The 19490-nt window shown below is 46.1% G+C and carries 24 protein-coding genes and 1 riboswitch; of the genes, 6 read left to right on the top strand and 18 right to left on the bottom strand.

The window, feature by feature from the left end:
- Nucleotides 1-57 precede the first annotated feature (57 nt).
- Together RTV33_RS05275 and RTV33_RS05270 are read left to right on the top strand one after the other, a co-directional pair.
- Nucleotides 58-303: an IreB family regulatory phosphoprotein gene (locus RTV33_RS05275; protein ID WP_312642274.1), complete on the top strand. Its 246-nt coding sequence runs from the start codon at nt 58-60 to the stop codon at nt 301-303.
- A gap of 278 nt (nt 304-581) precedes the next feature.
- Nucleotides 582-899, top strand: a complete 318-nt coding sequence (locus RTV33_RS05270; RefSeq protein WP_312642272.1) for a hypothetical protein — start codon at nt 582-584, stop codon at nt 897-899.
- A 73-nt stretch (nt 900-972) separates the two neighbouring features.
- Here RTV33_RS05270 and RTV33_RS05265 read toward each other — a convergent pair whose 3' ends face one another.
- The 10 genes from RTV33_RS05265 to RTV33_RS05220 form a co-directional block, all read right to left on the bottom strand.
- Nucleotides 973-3366: an endonuclease MutS2 gene (locus tag RTV33_RS05265; RefSeq protein ID WP_312642270.1), complete on the bottom strand. Its 2394-nt coding sequence runs from the start codon at nt 3364-3366 to the stop codon at nt 973-975.
- Nucleotides 3367-3463: 97 nt separating this feature from the next.
- On the bottom strand, nt 3464-4216 hold the full coding sequence (gene recO, locus RTV33_RS05260) for a DNA repair protein RecO (RefSeq protein ID WP_312642268.1): 753 nt from the start codon (nt 4214-4216) through the stop codon (nt 3464-3466).
- Nucleotides 4170-4346, bottom strand: coding sequence for a hypothetical protein (locus RTV33_RS05255; RefSeq protein ID WP_312642266.1), 177 nt, complete (start codon nt 4344-4346; stop codon nt 4170-4172). The genes recO and RTV33_RS05255 overlap by 47 nt, the downstream gene beginning before the upstream one ends.
- A 150-nt stretch (nt 4347-4496) precedes the next feature.
- Nucleotides 4497-5399, bottom strand: coding sequence for a GTPase Era (gene era / locus RTV33_RS05250; protein WP_312642264.1), 903 nt, complete (start codon nt 5397-5399; stop codon nt 4497-4499).
- A gap of 20 nt (nt 5400-5419) precedes the next feature.
- Complete coding sequence (locus RTV33_RS05245; protein ID WP_312642262.1) at nt 5420-5929, bottom strand: GNAT family N-acetyltransferase; 510 nt, start codon at nt 5927-5929, stop codon at nt 5420-5422.
- An 11-nt stretch (nt 5930-5940) separates the two neighbouring features.
- Nucleotides 5941-6429, bottom strand: a complete 489-nt coding sequence (locus RTV33_RS05240) for a diacylglycerol kinase family protein (protein WP_312642260.1) — start codon at nt 6427-6429, stop codon at nt 5941-5943.
- Nucleotides 6422-6928 (bottom strand): rRNA maturation RNase YbeY, encoded by a 507-nt coding sequence (gene ybeY / locus RTV33_RS05235; protein WP_312642258.1) that lies wholly within the window; start codon nt 6926-6928, stop codon nt 6422-6424. The genes RTV33_RS05240 and ybeY overlap by 8 nt, the downstream gene beginning before the upstream one ends.
- 31 nt (nt 6929-6959) lie before the next feature.
- Nucleotides 6960-7928, bottom strand: a complete 969-nt coding sequence (locus tag RTV33_RS05230; protein ID WP_312642256.1) for a PhoH family protein — start codon at nt 7926-7928, stop codon at nt 6960-6962.
- Between the two features lie 99 nt (nt 7929-8027).
- Nucleotides 8028-9212, bottom strand: coding sequence for a sporulation protein YqfD (yqfD, locus tag RTV33_RS05225; protein WP_312642254.1), 1185 nt, complete (start codon nt 9210-9212; stop codon nt 8028-8030).
- A 48-nt stretch (nt 9213-9260) separates the two neighbouring features.
- Nucleotides 9261-9566, bottom strand: coding sequence for a YabP/YqfC family sporulation protein (locus tag RTV33_RS05220; RefSeq protein WP_312642252.1), 306 nt, complete (start codon nt 9564-9566; stop codon nt 9261-9263).
- Between the two features lie 87 nt (nt 9567-9653).
- Between RTV33_RS05220 and RTV33_RS05215 the strand changes: the two genes are divergently transcribed.
- Together RTV33_RS05215 and RTV33_RS05210 are read left to right on the top strand one after the other, a co-directional pair.
- Nucleotides 9654-10799 (top strand): hypothetical protein, encoded by a 1146-nt coding sequence (locus RTV33_RS05215; protein WP_312642250.1) that lies wholly within the window; start codon nt 9654-9656, stop codon nt 10797-10799.
- A gap of 75 nt (nt 10800-10874) precedes the next feature.
- Entirely contained in the window at nt 10875-12290 is a 1416-nt protein-coding gene (locus RTV33_RS05210; protein ID WP_312642248.1) for a potassium/proton antiporter, read from the top strand.
- A 34-nt stretch (nt 12291-12324) separates the two neighbouring features.
- On the opposite strand, the gene RTV33_RS05205 is transcribed toward RTV33_RS05210, so the two are convergent.
- Nucleotides 12325-12954 carry a stage II sporulation protein M gene (locus tag RTV33_RS05205; protein WP_312642246.1) on the bottom strand — a complete coding sequence of 210 codons (630 nt, stop codon included), beginning with the start codon at nt 12952-12954 and terminating at the stop codon, nt 12325-12327.
- A gap of 130 nt (nt 12955-13084) precedes the next feature.
- On the opposite strand from RTV33_RS05205, the gene RTV33_RS05200 reads away from it, so the two are divergent.
- Nucleotides 13085-13333 (top strand): hypothetical protein, encoded by a 249-nt coding sequence (locus tag RTV33_RS05200; RefSeq protein WP_312642244.1) that lies wholly within the window; start codon nt 13085-13087, stop codon nt 13331-13333.
- A 50-nt stretch (nt 13334-13383) separates the two neighbouring features.
- Here the strand turns inward: RTV33_RS05200 and scfB are convergent, their stop codons facing one another.
- From scfB to queA, 7 genes are all read right to left on the bottom strand, one after another.
- Nucleotides 13384-14751 (bottom strand): thioether cross-link-forming SCIFF peptide maturase, encoded by a 1368-nt coding sequence (scfB, locus tag RTV33_RS05195; protein WP_312642242.1) that lies wholly within the window; start codon nt 14749-14751, stop codon nt 13384-13386.
- A gap of 108 nt (nt 14752-14859) precedes the next feature.
- Nucleotides 14860-15006 (bottom strand): six-cysteine ranthipeptide SCIFF, encoded by a 147-nt coding sequence (gene scfA / locus RTV33_RS05190; RefSeq protein WP_092751776.1) that lies wholly within the window; start codon nt 15004-15006, stop codon nt 14860-14862.
- Between the two features lie 62 nt (nt 15007-15068).
- Nucleotides 15069-15479 carry a TIGR04086 family membrane protein gene (locus RTV33_RS05185; protein ID WP_312642237.1) on the bottom strand — a complete coding sequence of 137 codons (411 nt, stop codon included), beginning with the start codon at nt 15477-15479 and terminating at the stop codon, nt 15069-15071.
- A 94-nt stretch (nt 15480-15573) separates the two neighbouring features.
- Entirely contained in the window at nt 15574-15963 is a 390-nt protein-coding gene (gene yajC / locus RTV33_RS05180; protein ID WP_312642235.1) for a preprotein translocase subunit YajC, read from the bottom strand.
- Nucleotides 15964-16128: 165 nt separating this feature from the next.
- A complete protein-coding gene (tgt, locus tag RTV33_RS05175) occupies nt 16129-17262 on the bottom strand; it encodes a tRNA guanosine(34) transglycosylase Tgt (protein WP_312642233.1) in 1134 nt (377 codons plus the stop codon).
- A gap of 45 nt (nt 17263-17307) precedes the next feature.
- Entirely contained in the window at nt 17308-17859 is a 552-nt protein-coding gene (locus RTV33_RS05170) for a flavodoxin domain-containing protein (protein ID WP_312642231.1), read from the bottom strand.
- A 10-nt stretch (nt 17860-17869) separates the two neighbouring features.
- A complete protein-coding gene (gene queA / locus RTV33_RS05165; RefSeq protein ID WP_312642229.1) occupies nt 17870-18937 on the bottom strand; it encodes a tRNA preQ1(34) S-adenosylmethionine ribosyltransferase-isomerase QueA in 1068 nt (355 codons plus the stop codon).
- A gap of 108 nt (nt 18938-19045) precedes the next feature.
- A riboswitch (Lysine riboswitch) is annotated at nt 19046-19230 on the top strand.
- A 170-nt stretch (nt 19231-19400) separates the two neighbouring features.
- On the opposite strand from queA, the gene RTV33_RS15665 reads away from it, so the two are divergent.
- Nucleotides 19401-19490: hypothetical protein (locus RTV33_RS15665; RefSeq protein WP_396327223.1), on the top strand; the 90-nt coding region annotated here is incomplete at its 3' end.

The raw sequence follows: 19490 nt of genomic DNA, 5'->3' as shown, positions 1-19490 counted from the left end.
TTTTTGTATTTTAGTGTATTCTAATAGTAATAATTTTAATCAATGGAGGTTTAAAGCATGCATGAGCCTACGATATCGTTTTCGATTCACGAAGACAAAGAAAATGAAATGAAGCAGACTTTGACAACTGTGTACGATGCTCTGCGTGAAAAGGGTTATAACCCCATTAATCAGATTGTGGGCTATATCCTTTCTGAGGACCCCACCTACATTACAACACACAACAATGCGCGCAGCTTGATTCGACGCATTGACCGCGATGAGCTATTGCAGGTGCTGGTAAAAGCGTACCTGAACGATTGAAGCTAATAGAGTAATTCATGTTTGCGGTAGACGGTGTAGCCATTCGGCTATACCGTCTTTCTGTTCGCAATGGTTTCCTTGCTATTTGTAAGGGCTAATTCAGTTATCAAATTTTGTTTATTTTTTACATATTCATTGTATATTTACATTTGGCAATGTGTTATCTCGTTTACAATTGTCTATAATTATGGTATAATAATTTGATGTAACGGCTAAATATAGTATTTGTGCTGTTTTTAATTTGTTTAAAATATTTTAAGATACAGGAGGACGATTAGATGAGCGAAGCTGTGAAAGACGAAAAATTTTTGACCTATAAGGGTAAACCTCTTGTTCGTTCAGGCAACACCATTTATTACGGCAATATGAAAGATAAATTTGTGGTGATGATGCAGATTCAGGATAGCAAAAAAGATGATGAGTTGGGGCTTGATATGGCGCAAAAAGTGACCATTCAGTTGCTCTCCACCGATCTTGACTTGCGCATTAAGGACAGAATCATTAAAAAGAGCGAAAAGGAAGGCCTTTACAAGGCAATGGATTTGGCAAGCATATGGTTGGAGCGTGCACTGAAAGATGCAGCAACAAAAGCATAATGCTTGTAAGCAAAAAAGGACACTGGTAGAACCAGTGTCCTTTTTTAATTTTCATGCGGCGTTTTTCCGCTTATCATTTTAGTTCCGCAATGGTAACGCCCGATTCACCCTCACCATAAACACCCAGGCGGAACGTGCGAATATTTTTATGGTGGCGCAAATCACTGTGTACCGCAGCGCGCAGCGCACCTGTTCCCTTGCCGTGGATAATGGTGATGACACCTAACCCGGCAAGTACCGCATTGTCAATATAACGTTCAAGCTCAATCAGTGCCTCTTCCACCATCATACCGCGCAAATCAATCTCAGTTTTACCAGAGCGCTCTGCACGGCTTGTAATGTTTTTGCCCACACTGCCCTTTTGGTTATTCAGTGTCACCTTGTTCTTGCGCTCATCGAGCCGTAGCTTGCTTTGAGCAACTTTAATCTTCATAATGCCAACCTGCACCATAACGTTACCGGAGCTATCGGCGGATGACAGCACAGTTCCATCCTTACCGATATCTACAATAGAAACGATATCACCCTTTACCAACTTGCGTGGCAGGGTGTAGTTGTCATTATGTTGCTGCTTAACGGGGTCGGCAAGCTCGTACAGCTTGTTGATACCCGATTTCATCTGCGCACGAGCCAGACTGGGCATGTTGTTGTATTTTTCGGTGTCCTTTTGCTTTTTGATTTCCTCCAGCTCATCGACCATGCGCTGAGATTCTATCTTCACCTTTTCAATCAGGCGCTTGGCTTCGGTTTTGGCGCGCTCAATCTCACGTTCCTTTTCTTGCTCAAGGCGGACTTTATAGGTAGCAATTTCGTTCTTCATGCGTTCTGTTTCTTCACGTACCTGCTGTGCACCAGCTTTCTCCTTCTCAAGCCCGAGGCGGGTTTCCTCAAGCTGCGACACAACATCTTCAAAACGCGCATTCTCATTGGAGACACGGTCTTTTGCGCGTTCAATTATGTTATGATCGATACCCAGCCGTTCAGAGATTGCAAACGCGTTGGAACGCCCCGGTACGCCGATGGATAGCCTGTAGGTGGGGCTGAGCGATTCCACATCAAACTCGCAGGAGGCATTCTCTACCCCTTTGGTTTCGAGCGCAAACACCTTAATCTCGGCATAGTGCGTGGTGGCAGCAATTTTTGCCCCCTTTTCGCGCAGTGCCTCAATGATTGCAATCGCGAGTGCCGCACCCTCGATCGGGTCGGTACCCGCCCCAAGCTCATCGAGCAATACAAGGGTTTTTCGGTCAGTTAGCCCTAAAATAGACACAATATTGGTCATATGAGCGGAGAAAGTGGATAGGCTCTGCTCTATGCTCTGCTCGTCGCCGATATCTGCAAGCACACGGTCAAACACCGAGATGGTACTGGCATCGGCAACCGGAAGCATAAGGCCGCACATTGCCATCAGTGTGAACAGGCCAAGAGTTTTGAGTGAAACGGTTTTACCGCCGGTGTTGGGGCCGGTGATGACAAGGGTATCAAACGCACCACCCACATAAATATCGGTGGGTACAACTTTGTTCTCGTCAATCATCGGGTGACGTGCTTTGCGCAAATCAATCACACAATCGTCTGTAATCGTTGGCACGGTGGCTTTCATCTTTCTGCCAAGGCGAGCTTTTGCAAACAGCAAATCAAGTTCCACCGCAGTGTCATAATCCGCGCAGATGCTGTCGGCAAAGTTTCCAACCTCTCCAGACATCTGTGCTATAATGCGCTCAATTTCTTGCTGCTCTTTATTTTGCAGCACACGAATTTCGTTGTTTGCCTCCACCACCGCAATCGGCTCAATAAAGAGGGTTGCACCGCTGGAGGAGGTATCGTGCACCATGCCCTTCACCTCGCCACGGTACTCCTGCTTAACAGGTACGACAAAACGCCCATCGCGCATGGTGATGATCGAATCCTGCAAATATTTTTGGTAGGTGGTGGATTTGACCATTTTATCAAGCTGGGCACGAACCTTCAGCTCGGTATTACGGATGCTGCGACGGATGCTGAACAGCTCAGGGCTCGCGGAATCGGCAAGCTCATCCTCAGACAGAATATTTTCGTTAATCATGTTCTCAAGTGCTTTGTTTGGGGATAGGCTTTCAAACATCGAATCCAGTGCAGTCTCCATGTCATCGCAATCCTTGCGGTAGATGCTAAGGTTACGGATCGTACGCAGAACATTGGAGATGTCCATCAGCTCACGCAGGTTGAGCATCGCCCCTACCTGTGCACGTTTGAGCATTCCTTTGACATTTTTCATGTTCAGCACGGTGGGCATGCCGAAACGTACTGACAGCAGATGAGCATCCTGTGTAAAGTTCATTTGCCTTACAGCTCTCGGATAATTCGTTTGCGGCTTAACATCAAGAGCAAGAGCGCGGCTGTCCTCACAGCTACAGCATTCTGCAAGCCGCGCAAGAATTTTATCAAGTTCCAGTGCGCGGTAATGTTTTTGTTCCTTATATTCCATGTGAATCCTCACTTTCGCAGGCAAAACCTCTCGGAACCTACAGGCCAAAATGCGCTTAAATAAAGCACATATCGCCTGTAGGCTCGGGTAAAATAGCTTATATCAAACTTTTATAGAACTCTAGCGTGCCGTAGCTCTTCTCCGTCTGACGAATCAAATATTTTTCGACAACACTGCCCAGATACTGAAGCCCCTCGGACGGCAGTTCAAACGCAAACAACCGCTCGAACGGACTGTAGATGATGTGGCGCATTGCCGCAAGTACTCCCCTTGGCAAGGCAATTGGCTTTACAGTTGTTTCGTTGCGTGTTTGCATGCAGTTACCGCAAAGCAGCTCCCCGCTATCAATAAAAAAGCTCATGGTATCGCTCTCATAACATGCACACTCACGGCACGCAATAAGATTAGGCATATAACCTGCCAACGTAAGTGCGCGCAGTTCAAATACCGGCTTTAAAAACGCATCGGTTCGCTTTTCTTTTTCCAACAGGTGCAATGAATTCAGCAGCAGACGCAAAAAATCTTCCGCGCCCTCGCTTTGCGGAGCAATGGTTGCCGAAAGCTCGGCAAAATATGTAGCAAGGGACAGCTTTTCGATATCCCTGCGTAAACCGAAGAACATATTCAAGCTGTCCGCATAATCGACCGTATAACGGTCTTTATTCTTAAACAAAACAAAGGATGAGTAGCACAGCAGTTCGGTGGTAGGTGCAAGCTTACTTTTCATACGGTTGGCTCCCCTGGCGTAAGCATAGATTACACCGTGATCTTTGGAGAGCAATGTAAGCAGCCGGTCTTCCTCATCAATATCCCGTGAACCGATTACCACCGCCTGTGTATTCATCTGCATCAGGATATTCCTCACCTTCGATGAAATCATTATCATTGGGTAATACACCGAGAGACTGGCGATAGCGCAGATAGTCGCTGACCTTGCCTGTACGCAAAAATTGTTCCCAAGCATTCATCATTTGATCCATGATGTGTTCCTCCCGCATCTCTATTTGCTTACAGTGTTACCCTGAAAGCAAAACTTATGAACGGGAAAGCACACCAGAAATTCCAATAATTTAGACTTGACAAAATACAATTCAGCGGCATATTGTGTAGAAACTTATTCTGCTATGCGGTTATTTGTAGCCAAAGTTTTTGATAAGCCCCGCTTTGTTGCGCCAGTCTTCGCGAACCTTCACCCAGAGGCGAAGATTAATTTTGATTCCAAGAAATTTTTCCGCCTCAACGCGTGCCTGTGTACCGATTTTTTTGAGCATAGTGCCACCTTTGCCGATAATCATGCCCTTGTGGCTGTCACGCTCGCAGTAAATGGTTGCGTCAATATCGGCAATTTCTTCACCGTCGATATTGGTGCGCTCTTTCATGCCCTCAATGCCAACTGCAACACCATGTGGTATTTCATCCTGCATGTTGTTGAGCACCTTTTCACGGATAATCTCGGAAACAATCACTCGTTCAGGCTGGTCGGTCATCGCGTCGTCATCAAAAAAGTGCGGGCCTTCGGGTACATAGCTCTGAATTTTATCAAGCAGAATCTGTACGCCTTCGCCGGTGCGGGCCGAGATTGGAATGATGGCTTCAAACTCAAACTCCTGTGAAAACGCCGAGATCTTTGCCATCATCAGCTCTTTTTGAGATAAAGCATCGATTTTGTTGACCGCGAGAATAACCGGTATTTTTGCCGCTTTCAGGCTGCGCAGCAGGTCAAATTCCGCTTTGGCAATCTCCCCTGTAGGCTCGGTAACCAGCACACCGATGTCCACATCCGATACCGATTCGTTGATCTGTTTTACCATATACTCAGAAAGCTTGGTGCGCGGCTTGTGTAAGCCCGGGGTATCGATAAACACCATCTGGGTTTCACCTTTGGTGAGTATCCCTATTATTTTATTGCGGGTAGTTTGCGGCTTTGGTGAAACAATTGCCACCTTTTCACCTACAAACTTGTTCATTAAGCTGGATTTACCAACATTCGGACGACCGACAATTGCCACAAACCCAGAATAGGTTTTTTCCATAAAGTTCTCCGTTTCTAATCTTATTCAAAGTCGAATACATAGCGTACGTCAACTATTTGTTTTCCCATAATCTCGCTGATATACTCATCCTGACTGCAGCAGAAGCCACTTTTTTCGTAAAAACGCCTTGCAGTGAGATTTTCTTTTAACACCCACAAATAACAATTACGGTAACCATCCTGTTTTATGCATGATAAAACAAAATCAAATAATCTTCTACCGTAGCCTTTGCCATAGTAGTCGGGATGCATATAAACTGAGACGATTTCACCCCAATTTGGCATTTTGCTGTCCCTGGCTTTACCGTAAGCGGTACATCCTATAGGCACATCATCCGCACAGATGAGATAAACTGTAAAAATCTCATTTCCAATCCAATCTTCAAATGCCGGCACCCAAAAATTATCCTTTAAGTCATCCAGATATTTTTGGGGGATAATACCCCGATATGCTTTTTTCCAGCTCGCAGCATGTATCTTGCTGATTGCATCGGCATCCCCTACCGTTGCGCGCTTAATTTCGATATTCATTTTTATATCTCCTATCGTTTTGCAAGCCATCTCCAAATTTTTACAGGGCCTGCAAAAATAAACAACAGGGCAAAAACGGCAGACAATACAAATAAACCACCATACAGGGGGCTTGTACACAAAACAAGCAAGATGTGCCAAATGGTGGCAGGCTTAAAGAACAGCAGTAGGCCAATGGCAAATGCAAAAATTGCGCACACCAAAACAGCGCCTGCCGCAATATCTTTTGCAATACGCGCCAAGCTGCTGTAGGCAGGCGAACTGATATCTACAAGTGCTTCCACCGCAGTGTTTACCATTTCCATGGCAATTACCAAAGCAATGGCGCACAGCATTAAAGCAAACTGCGGCTGAGTAAGGTTGAAAAAACTGCTGAATACGGTGATGTAGCATGCCACAACAAGATGAATACGCATATTGCGCTCGTTGTTGATACAGTACACCACACCGCGCGCAGCATTGCGAAAGCTTGTAATTAGGTTGCGAATCTGACTACTCATTGCTTTCTAACACATAGCTGGAGTCGCGCTGCAACCCAAGCTTTGTAAGAACCTCTTCCTCTTTCTCGCGCATTTTCATCGCTTCAATACCGCTCACCTCGTGGTCGTAGCCGAGCAGATGCAGCATAGAATGCACGGTGAGAAACCCTATTTCGCGGCTGAAGGAGTGCCCGTAGATTTCCGCCTGTTCGGTGGCTTTTTCTACCGAGATTGCGATATCACCGAGTACCTTTGCCCCGGTTTCCTGATTGGTGTCATAAACACCGTTTTCGCCCATAGGGAACGAAAGCACGTCGGTTTCTTTATCGATATTCCGGTACTCTGCATTGAGTTCACGAATTTGCTTGTTATTGAGGAAGCTGACGCTTACCTCGGCAACCCCAGTCATGCCCTCCATATCGAGCACTGCATGGCAGCAACGGCGAATGAGCAGCCTTGTACCTGTAGGAATTTTTACATCCTTTTGTCTGTTTGTGATATATACTTTTACACTATCCATGTTTGCTTGTTTCGAACGGCTCTTTTCAAGCCTATCGGAAACGTTTGCCCTCCTCGTAATATTTTTCATAAGCTTTGATAATTTGTTGAACCAAACGATGACGGACAACGTCCTTTTCTGTAAAGCGGACGATTGCAATATCATCTATGTTTTTTAGAATTTTTGCAGCCTCTACCAGCCCTGATTTTTTGGTGTCTGGCAGGTCGATTTGAGTAATGTCACCTGTGATAATCGCTTTGGAATTGAAGCCAAGCCTTGTTAAAAACATTTTCATCTGTTCCGGCGTGGTGTTTTGTGCTTCATCGAGGATGATAAAAGAGTCATCCAAGGTGCGCCCTCGCATGTAAGCGAGAGGGGCAACCTCAATGTTGCCGCGCTCAACGTACTTCTGGTAGTTATCGGCACCTAGCATATCAAACAAAGCGTCATACAGTGGGCGCAGGTAGGGGTCTACTTTGTTCTGCAGATCCCCGGGGAGAAAACCAAGCTTTTCACCGGCCTCCACTGCGGGGCGTGTAAGAATAATTTTGTTAATCTCATTTGCACGAAACGCTTTAACCGCCATTGCCACCGCAAGGTAGGTTTTGCCGGTTCCCGCAGGGCCCACACCCAACGTAATGGTGTTTTTGCGAATTGCTTCAACATAGGTTTTTTGCCCCAGTGTTTTTGCTTTAATGGGTCTTCCCTTTGCTGTAATGCAGACCATATCGTTTGCGAGCTTAGCGGCCTGCTCTTCATTCCCCTCAGAAACTAAATCGATAATGTAGCGTACGTTTTGTTCTGATAAGGCCTCGCCCTTATTGAGCAATTCAAGCAGGCTGCGTATAGCACGTGACGCTGCCGCCACGTTTTCTGCTTCTCCGCTCACCTTTACTTGTGTGCCACGGTTGAGAATGCATACATGGTACTCATTCTCTAATATCTTAATGTTCTCATCAAAACTACCAAACAACTCCAGTGTATGTTCCATTCTATCAACATCAACAAATTGCTCAATCATTCATTCACATTCCTTTTTTCTTGTTTCCAACAAAAATCGTGAAAAATTTTGTATCTTTTGCTACACATACTTTATTATAGCATTTTTATTTCGAAAGTTCTATTGATTTATTAAAATTTCTTTCTCTTTTGCTATATCAATATTGCACAGATATTTTATATTTAATTTATACAAATTATCCAAAAACTCATCATTAACCGTTTTTTCAACAATTTTTGTCTCTTTTAGCTCTTCCTTCTCTTTTTGCAGCAGAATTACCTCCGCCTCGCGTTTCGCCTGCTCTGGTGTAAGGGGATGCTGCTCTATTACATAAAAATCGTAGGTTTCCTCTATCAACGTGATAGGCAGCGGAATACCGAACAGCGTAAGCGGCGAGATTTCGCGCTTTAAGTCGTAAGCAACCTTGAACGGACGGTAGATAAACAAAGGCAAATCTGCACCGAATACACGCAGATAGCGCCGGTGTTTTTGTATTCCGATCATTACCTTTTCGTCTTTAATCAGTGGCTGCTCCACGGTAATTTCATAATCAGTCTGCGCAATCACTTTGGCACGCGCGTGTTTATAAGTAGCCTGCCCCTTTTTATCTTCAATGATGCCGCTGACGATCACCTCGCCCTGCTTTACCGTGTCGCCCACCTTGAGCACGCTCTGCCCCTCGTAAACCTCCATATAGGTGATAAGCCCTGTATGTGCCGCCACCACGTTGCAGGGTACATCATGATCTGGGAACATCTCAGGGGGCATTACCCGCTCACGAACCTCAACAGTTGCAGTGCTTCCATCGATATTAACTGCAATCCATGACAGCCTCTGCAGCCTGCGCAGCGCAGTGCGTTCCATCTCGCGGGCGTTAAGCTTACCTTTGAACGCACCTGCCTTAAGCCCCAGCTCATTAACCGTAGCGAGTATTTGGTCGGTTGGTACCTCGGTGTTGCCAACTACCTCAATGCGCCAGATAAACTGCCCCATAGCGCACAAAAAAAGCATAAAAAACAGGATTCCTACCAGCAGCCCAACCCGTTTGTGGTAGCGCCGCACCCGAAAAGGAGCCCCATGTCGCTCTTTCACGCGCAACCGCACACCTGTTTTTTTGGCATAAGGGCGCAGGCGTTTGTAAGAGCGAACATCCGTGCAGGCTGTCAGCGTAGTGTCTTGCTTTTTTACCTCCCAAATATTAACCCCTTTGCGCACCACCATATTCAGAAAGCGCTCCAGAAATACGCCTGTTGCCGTAAAACGGACATATCCCTTGAGGTAGCGTATTATTTTTATAATAAACATAAGCGGACTCCTTTGCTGCAACTCTGCCTGAAAATGAAATTGATGCCGCTACACCAGAAATTCTATACCAAGAATAAAACCATGTACGATGACGCTTTCGCCCGTCATACATTTTATTTCAAGGTTCCTGCCTGTAAACTGAAGTATCATTTTGTTTAGGCTCAGCTTAATCAGCGTAGAGTCATATTCCAGTACACCGCCGCAACCCTCGATAACCGCTTCGCGGTTGCCGGAGAGCGAAATCTGTGAAAAATCCGAGAAAACACCCTCGGGAATATCAAAGGCGCGCGCAAGTTTCGATGGTTTTACATCAGGCTGCTCCTGCGCTGCCGTTCTGCGTCTGCTTTTTCTCATACTTTGTTCCTCCGTTATGCAAACTATTTCTCATAATACATATGCGTAGCCCCTGCGCTCATATGCTTTTGTAAGGGGTGAGCGATTATGGAACATTTTATGGGAAGAATAAATGCCAAGCGGTGGAGCGTATTTATACTTACTTTCCTTTGTATTTTACTGGCTTTCCTATTGCTGAGCAGTTCACAAGCGGTGGGTAATGGCGTACGCGAGGGGGTAAAGCTATGTGCAGACGTGGTGATACCCTCTTTGTTCCCGTTTATGGTACTATCCGGTTTTATGGCAACAAGCAAAGTTTCGCTGCTATTGAACAAAATTTTTATGCCTGTGACCAAATACCTGTTCCGTCTGCCCGCAGCAGCTGCATCACCATTGCTGATGGGCTGGATTGGCGGCTACCCTGTAGGAGCCCGCACTTTGGCACTTATGGTAGGACAGCAGCGCATCTCAGAAAAAACAGCAAGCCGAATGCTTTGCTTTTGCGTGAATGCAGGTCCTTCGTTTTTAATCTGTGCGGTGGGCGCGGGCATGTTTGGTTCCACCCAGGTTGGTTTGCTGCTGCTGGGGGCACAGGTTGTGTCTTCAATTGTGATTGGGGTTATTCTCGGCTTATTTTCACAAAAAGAAAGTCCGCTGCAAAACGGCTCGCCCTACGGTTATAGGCCTAACAGCGTTTGTTTTGTACAGTCGGTGAACGATGCATCAGCCGGGATGATGACGATTTGTGCGTTTGTTGTATTGTTTTCGGCAATTACTTCGCTGATACTCTCCACAGGTGTGGTCACATCACTGGCGAGCAGTTTGAAATCGGTGTTCCCCTCTCTAAACAGCGGACTGTTTGAGGCCTGCTTATTTAGCGTATTAGAGGTTGTGGCCGGTTGCAAAAAGCTCGCGGCTTATGGTTTTGGCGGGCTGCTTGCGGCAGCGGCCTTGCTTTCGTTCTCGGGGCTTTCTGTCATTTTTCAAGTGCTTGCAGCGGTGCATGGAAGCGGAATCAATACTAAGCCATTTCTGATTTCGCGTGTGCTCCACGGCGGGCTGACGCTTACCTTCTTTTGCGTGTTGCTTCGTATATTCCCGCAGGCGATTACGGTATTTGAAAACCTTTCTCAACCCGTTGCAGCAACAGAAGGCTCGGCGGGCGGTTCCATTTGTTTGCTCGCCATGTGCGCAGTATTTCTGCTTACAACAGGGGGTAGAAACCAAGTAAATGAGCCGCGAATAAAATCTTAACGGATTTAGTAATTGCCCTGTCCGTTCTTTACTGATATAATTAAAAGGTAAATAAAAGAAGAAAGGAGTTCATTCATGCTACAATTTATGATCATTGGGGCAGTTATACTTTTACTCGCCGTTGCATCCAGTAAAGTCTTCTACCGGTTTGGCGTACCCTCACTGCTGCTGTTTTTAGTGTTGGGTATGGTGTTTGGATCGGACGGGATATTTGGAATTGGTTTTGACAATTTTGAAGCCGCCAGTAAAATTTGCTCAATAGGGCTGATTTTTATTATGTTCTTTGGTGGTTTTGGTACCAACTGGAAAATTGCAAAACCTGTTGCGACAAAAGCGGTACTGCTATCTACCCTTGGTGTGGGGCTAACCGCATTGCTGACAGGTTTATTTTGCCAGCTTGTATTGAAAACCTCGTTGCTGGAAGGTTTTTTGATTGGTTCGGTGCTTGCTTCTACCGACGCCGCATCGGTTTTCTCGATTCTGCGTTCTCGCAATCTCAACCTTAAAGACGGCCTAGCCTCTCTTTTAGAGATTGAAAGCGGAAGCAACGACCCGTTCTCGTATATGCTCACCGTCATCGTTATTTCGATTATGACGGGCAATAACCAACAGCCCGTTTTGCTTTTGCTTGGCAAGCAGGTAATCTTCGCAATCGTCATTGGTGTAATACTTGCTTTGCTTGCCGCCAGTGTGCTTCGCTTTATCAACTTAGAAATCGAGGGGCTGTATCCGATTTTAGTGACAGCTGTAGTGGTGCTGGGGTATGCTCTTTCGGAATGGGTGGGAGGCAACGGCTATCTGTGCGTTTACATTATCGGTATCATTCTAGGCAACAGTAAGATTCTGCATAAACGTAGCCTCGTGCACTTTTTTGATGGAGTATCGTGGCTGATGCAAATTTTATTGTTCTTTACGCTGGGCCTACTGTCGTTCCCGTCGCAGCTTCACAACGTATTGGTGCCCGGCGTGCTCATTTCGGTCTTCCTAATCGTAGCAGCACGCCCCATAGCAACCTTCGCTATCCTCACACCGTTTAAAGTACCGTTCAAATCACAGCTTTTGGTTTCATGGGTTGGTTTGCGCGGTGCGGCATCGATTGTATTTGCTATTTTCGCAGTTAACTCCGGTGCACTGGTAAACAACGATATCTTTCACATTGTATTTTTGGTGGCATTGCTATCAGTAGGCTTGCAAGGCTCGCTGATTCCGCTGATTGCCAAAAAACTTGATCTTGTAGAGCCCGATATATCGGTGTTCAAGACCTTTAACGATTATCAGGATGAGTCGCTTACCAAGCTGGTAGAGGTTGAAATTGCACCGAATAGCCCATGGGCAGGCAAAAACGTGATGGATGCAAATATCCCAGAGGAAATACTTGTTGTAATGGTGAAACGTGGAAATAAAATGCTGGTACCGAAAGGTTCGACCATGATCAAGGTCGGCGATGTTATGGTGCTTTCGGGCAACAGCTTTGATAATATTCCAATGTAGCAAAAAACACGGTGATCTGAGATCACCGTGTTTTTTATACCAATGTGAACAATCTGCTGAACAGAAAGGTACATGCCGTATCTATGAGGGATACGATGAGCACTAAAAACAATAGAAACAAAAATTTGATACAGTAATTTTGCAGGTTAATAAGCCTGCTGCCGCCTTCTTGCTTTGCCGCCCTGTAATAAGCGGTGGACATCGTAAACGCCTCACCGCAGCCGTAAATTAGAATGAGCGTTGAGAGCAGCATGTTGGGCAGCAGCACCAATGCCACATACCCCACACCGGTAAAGCCATTTTGCGCATACAGGTACCCTGCCTGATAGCCAAAGCCCAGCCCGCGAAAAAACGGCAGCAGTACAATAACAGGCTGCGCCACAGCGCAAAAGCCGCAGACAAATAAAACACCCAGCATTAGTGCGGTTGAAGTAAATGATGTGGTAAACGTCGTAAGCATATCCTGCTCGCCGCGCCGCTTAGCAAACTGCCCCACCAGTACCGAAAGGTTTTTGAGTGTTTCGGGGCTCACACTTTTGAGAAACAACGCCCCTGCCAGCACTCCTGCCAAAAAAAGCGCCGCATAAAAAAAGACTTGCCGATAGGCATGGAAATAGCGCAGCAGAAGCCTGCGCGTTGGAGAAAAACTACGGATTGTCCTCATTGTTATCATTCCTTTGCAGTTTGCTATACCAATAGATATGATAGCGCTGCAAAAAATATTCGTTCAAGCCGATTGTGTTTACTTCGCATCCGCGATATACTAAAAACATAGTATGGAAGGTGGAATGACAATGAAACGATACAAAAACAAAAATAAAAAAGGGCTTGCAAAATGGCTTATGATTTTAAGTATAGTATCAACTTTGGTGACGATTGTTACCATCCTGATTTCGCGGATACTGGAGCAGAGGATGATGCTAAAGATTACACAGTGTATGGATTCACTGCAAAAGGCATTGCCCACAATTGAGAAAGCTTCGCAAATCTACATAAATGCAAACACCGCCGATGAAATTGTTGCTGTGCAAAAAAACTCATAGCAGTAAAAACCCTCGTACCATCTGCCGATAGTACGAGGGTTTTTGTTGTTTTATTCTGCATCCGCCATAGCAGCTTTGATCATGATTGCGCATTCAAGGCGCTTTTTCTCGGTATCGCAGGAGAGTTTATGGGGCTTTAAGATATCTCCCTCGTACTGTACGCTGTTGGCGCTGCAGCCGCCGCTGCAATAGAACTTCGCCCAGCAGTCTCTGCAATCTTCTTTTGCATAAACATTCGTCTTGGCAAACTGATCTTTCATCTTGAGGTCGAGGGTATCATCCAACAGGCTACCCATCTTCCACTCCTCCTGCCCTACAAACTGGTGACAGGGGTAAATGTCGCCGTCGGGTGTTACCGCCACATACTCGTTGCCGCAGCCACAGCCGCGCAGCCGTTTGATGGCACAGGGACCCTGATCAAGGTCAAGCATGAAATGGAAAAAGTTAAAGCCTTCCCCCTGCTTTTTGCGCTCAACAATCAGCTTAGCAAGGCGCTCGTATTCCTCATAGATTGCAGGGATATCGGCAGGTGTCAAGGCATAGGGCTTGTCAGCTGACGATACAACCGGCTCAATGGAAATCTGCTCAAAACCCTCATCTGCAAAGTGCAGCACGTCGTTGCCGAAATCAAGGTTGTGTTTTGTAAAGGTACCACGTACATAGTATTGATCCTGCCCGCGCTTTTCTACAAGATTTTTGAATTTGGGCATAATAATATCGTAGCAGCCCTCACCGTTCACGCGCGAGCGGATGCGATCGTTAACCTCTTTTCTGCCATCGATAGACAGAACGACGTTGGACATTTCTTTGTTGATAAAGTCTATTTTCGCATCATCAAGCAGCATACCGTTGGTGGTGATGGTAAAGCGGAAGTTTTTGCCGTACTCCTTTTCCTTAGAGCGAGCATAGAGCACGGTTTCCTTCACCATTTCAAAGTTCATAAGGGGCTCACCACCGAAGAAATCCATCTCAAGGTTTTTACGCCCATAGGACTGATCAATGAGAAAATCGATCGCCTTTTTACCGATCTCAATGGGCATTAGCTTTCTGCCGCCGTTACCGTATTCACCGGTGCCCGCAAAGCAATACTGGCAGCGCAGGTTGCAGTCGTGCGCAACGTTCAGGCACATTGCCTTGATCGGTGCAGATACCATCATACTGGCAAACGGCTCGTAACTGTCTTTAGAAAAAAGCTGCTCTGCCTCAGTAAGCTCGTAAATCTCGGCATAAGCATCTGCAATATCCTGGGCGCTGTACTCACCTGCGAAATGCTCGGAAATTGCGGTGGGGCACTCCTTTGCGACCGGCTCAGCAACGAAATCAAGCATATCGTAAAGCAGCTTGTCTACCACGTGCACCGCACCGCTGTTTACATCCAGTACAATATGATAGCCATTCTGATAAAACTTATGTATCATAATAGGATTCTCCATCTTTTTATTTTTAGGCGAAAATTAGGGGACAGCTCATGCGCTGTCCCCTAATTGAAAGTTCTTTCGCAACTGTCAAAGCCAAATCTACGAGAATTATCTGTTTTTGTTCTCGCATTTCTGGTTTGCAACGGTGCAAGAGGTTTTGCAAGCAGACTGGCAGGAAGCCTGGCATTCGCCGCAGCCGCCTTTCACTGCGGACTCTTTCAGGTTTGCTTTATTCAATGTTTTAACGTGTTTCATTGTAACATCCTCCTAATCAAAATATATGTTGTTATTATAGCATAAGAAACTACATTATTCAATTATTTCCTGCGTTTTTTCGTATTTACACCCATCACTCCGCCGATTGCCGAAAAAGCCAGTGCTATCGCAAGCTTTGCCGCCGCCATAATGCCAAAGCCGTTATCACTGATACCCTGCCCAAACAACAGCAGCATTAAAAAAAGCAATACGCCGCAGCACAACCCAACAGCAAGCCCTTTTTCGCGCACCAGTTTCGCTGCAAAGTTGCCGCCCATAAGCGAGCCCACAGCGAGTGCCAAAAGTACCATTGGGGTAATTAACATTTGGGGTATATTCTGCAGCGACAGCAGAAGTGACAGCACCATCAAAATAATGGTGATCACCACAGCTCCCACTAAGGTTCCGGTTAAGATTGGTTTCAAATACTTCATTGTTCCATACTTCTCTACTTTGGATTTGCCCTGTTTCATACAAATCACCCCTAAATTTCCTTTGGTAAAGCAGCCCTCTACACAAAGGATATTCAGGAGTGACTTTGATTATTCCGATTGAGTTTTTAAGGGATTATTTGGTTTCCTCTGTTTTGGCATTTTTAGCATTTTTCGTAGGCGCTACCGCTTTTTCAGCAGCTACCCTCTCAGCTGCGGTATTGTTCTGCTGAACTGCACTGCGCAGGAAGCGGATTTTGCTTCGATCAGAACCGGTTTCAAGGACGAGTGTATCATCTTTCAAGCTGACAACACGTCCAACAATACCACCAATGGTGATGACCTCATCGCCAATCTCAAGGTTGCTTCTCATCTTGGCAGTTTCTTTGTCTCTCTTTTTCTGAGGACGGATAAGAATGAAGTAGAACACCACAAAAATTAGAACCATTGGGAGCAAGGATACCAGCATAGAGCCGGTGCCTGCAGTTCCAGCTGCAGCAGTGTCTAAAAGGTTTGCAGTTGACATTTAGGGATACCTCCATCGATTTTCGTTTTCTCGCGGACAGGAGGCGGACACCTTCTGCCTTGTGCATAGTATAGAATATTATAACGTGAATTCCCAAAAGTTGCAAGAGAAATGGGCAAGATTTTATAAATACGTATTAACATAGAATATTCCCATTGTATGCAGCTAAATTCTTTTGCCTAAAACGGGAACCATCTCGGCACGGAACTGCTCGAAGGTGCCGTTATCGAGTGCATCACGAATTTTCTCCATCAGCGTGTTGTAGAAGTAGAGGTTGTGCTGCACTGCAAGGCGCATAGCGAGCATTTCGTTTGCTTTAAACAGGTGCCGCAGATAAGCGCGTGAGTGGTTGCGGCAGCAGGGGCAATCGCACTGGTCATCGAGCGGCAAATCATCGCGCGCATACTTCTCATTGATCAGATTGCGGATCCCGCTCCAGGTAAACAGATGCCCGTGCCGCGCGTTGCGGCTGGGCATGACGCAGTCGAACAAATCCACCCCGCGGTGAACTGCTTCAATGATGTTTACGGGGGTTCCCACGCCCATTAGGTAGCGGATTTTATCACGCGGCATGTACGGCTCGATCGCTTCAATGACACCATACATTTCTTCAGCGGTATCCCCCACTGCCAAGCCGCCAATGGCATAACCGTCGAGGTCGAGCTCGGCGATTTCTTTCATATGTTGGATGCGCAGATCGTGGAAGGTACTGCCCTGGTTAATACCGAACAGCAGCTGATTTTTGTTGATAGTGTTCTCGAGCGAATTAAGCCGCTGCATCTCGCGTTTGCAGCGCACCAGCCAACGTGTGGTGCGGGCAATGGAATTGACGGTGTATTCGCGTGTTGCCGGGTTCTCAATGCATTCGTCAAATGCCATGGCAATGGTGGAAGCAAGATGCGACTGGATTTGCATGCTCTGCTCGGGGCCCATAAAGATTTTTTTGCCGTCGATATGGGAGGAAAAGTAAACGCCTTCCTCTTTTATGGTGCGCAGCTTTGCCAGCGAAAAAACCTGAAAGCCGCCGCTGTCTGTGAGAATAGGGCCATGCCAGCCCATAAATTTATGCAGGCCGCCCAACTCATAGATCAACTCATCGCCGGGGCGCAGGTGCAAGTGATAGGTGTTGCAGAGCTCCACCTGGCATTTGAGATCGACCAGATCGTAGGACGAGATGCCGCCCTTAATCGCCGCAGCGGTGCCCACATTCATAAACGCGGGGGTTTGCACGGTACCGTGTACGGTTTTAAACTCGCCGCGGCGTGCGGTGCCTTCATTTTTCAGTAATGTATATGCCATAGTTACCTCTCAGTTTTGTATTATGACAGTGTTCTCCTGTCAGTTTTATTGAGTATCAGCAGCAGGAGCTTTTACAAAGGAGACAATGGGTTCAATGGTTGTTTGATCGGTGAAATCAACTACGCGGCCATAGGCCTCCAACATCATATTTTGCTCTTCGGTAAGTTCCTCTTGGGGTCTTTTTCTCATCATATTTATCAGCATTTTCATCATGGTTTTATGAATAAAACCCAGCTTTTTGTAATCGATTCCGCCGCGCAGATGGAAAATTCGAATTTGACTACGCATTTCCTCAGTAAAGTTTCTCTCAAGAATCGTCCCAAACTGCTCTTTCTGATTAGGGTCGGCAAGCCCAACTGTAAATACAGCAATGGTCTTACCCTTGAGTTTTTCAAAATGATTGGTGATCAGTGAAATTCCGCTGATGCCGCTTGCATACAGCCCGCCACCAAACAAAATTGTATCATACTGTTCTAAGCGATCCGCCTTTATCTGTGAGGCTTTGAACAGTTCACAATCCAGCCTTTCGGCAAGCCACTGGGCGTATTTCTTTGTGCTCCCGTATTTGGATTGATAGACCACCACTGCATTTTTCATACTAACACCCCTACTTCAGTCCGTTTTTTGTATCGCCGTCACATTTGGTTAAAAACATACAATCACCAAAGCTGAAAAATCGATATTCATCTTCTACCGCCTTCTTATACGCGTTTAGAATATGGTCATAGCCCGCAAAGGCAGAAACAAGCATAATCAATGTGCTTTCGGGTAAATGAAAATTGGTAATTAGACAGTCGAGCACTTTAAAATCATAGCCCGGATAGATAAAAATGTCGGTGTAACCGTCATCCGCCTGCAAAGCCCCACCGAATTTTGTTGCAACCGATTCCACCGTGCGGCAAGCGGTGGTACCAACGCCGATAACCCGATGCCCGCTCGCTTTGGTACGATTGATCAGGTCGACGGTCTCCTGCGGTATATGGTAATGCTCCGAGTGCATATGGTGGTCATTCACATCATCCACCTTAACAGGGCGGAAGGTGCCAAGCCCTACATGCAATGTGACATAGCCGATGTTGATTCCTTTTTCGCGCAGCTCTTGCATCATCTCTTTGGTGAAATGCAGCCCTGCTGTAGGCGCTGCCGCCGAACCAAGCTCTTTGGAATAAACGGTCTGGTAGCGCTCATTATCCTCCAGGCGTTTGGTGATATAAGGAGGAAGCGGCATTTGGCCGACTTTTTCCAGGACAGTATAGAAGTTCTCGCCCTCGTCATAGGTAAATTTAACCAATCGGTTGCCGCCCTCAATGGTTTCGAGTATCTCACCGGTGAGCAGCCCACCGCCGAACAAAAAGCGTACACCTGTTTTCGCTTTTTTACCGGGGCGCACCAGAATCTCCCACACATCTTTTTGGTGCTGCTCGAGCAGCAAAAATTCGATTGCCGCACCGGTTTCTTCTTTTTCGCCGTAAAGGCGGACGGGCAGCACGCGTGAATCGTTGAGGATGAGTGTATCGCCCGCTTCGAGCATATTGGTAAGGTCGTAGAAATGTTTATGCTCCAGTTCGCCTGTGTTGCCGTTCATACACAGCATTCGGGAATGATTGCGCGGCTCAATAGGTGTTTGCGCAATTAAATCATCGGGCAGGTCGAACCAAAAATCAGATGTTTTCATATTATTTAGTATTCTCCATTCAAAAGGTCGCCACTTATTTTTATCTTGTCTGACAAATTCAATTGACATAGATTAGCTAAAATGCTAATATAGTTCTTAATAGAATAATATCTGGATAGAGGTGCGGTGTTTCATGAGTAGCCGATGAGATGATTTCCGATTAAATCGTTTGCATCATCGGCGAAAGGGGTTACCGCCGAAGGAAGTTTAGTACGGAATAAGCTTACCTGGTTACTTTGCTGAATAGGCCTGTAACTGTCATCATTGCAAGGTGATGAAGAGCTATCGACTCGTGCTGCCGCAACTTCTGCGGATAAAAAGTCAATAGTTCTATTATATTGCAACGATGACCGGTTTTCAACCGGTTTTTTGTTTTATATACAGGTATTTATTCTTTTAGATGGCAAACCCACTGTAAAGGCGGTTCCGCCCGCCACTATTTTAATGTAAAGGAATGTTCGTTATGAAAGAGTTTCATGTTGGTGTTGTAGGGGCTACCGGTATGGTTGGACAGCGGTTTATCAGTCTGCTTGAGAAGCACCCCTGGTTTAAG

It is taken from the genome of Hydrogenoanaerobacterium sp. (assembly GCF_032017025.1).
Lineage (GTDB): Bacteria > Bacillota > Clostridia > Oscillospirales > Ruminococcaceae > Hydrogenoanaerobacterium.
This window is presented reverse-complemented; position numbering and strand designations above follow the sequence as displayed.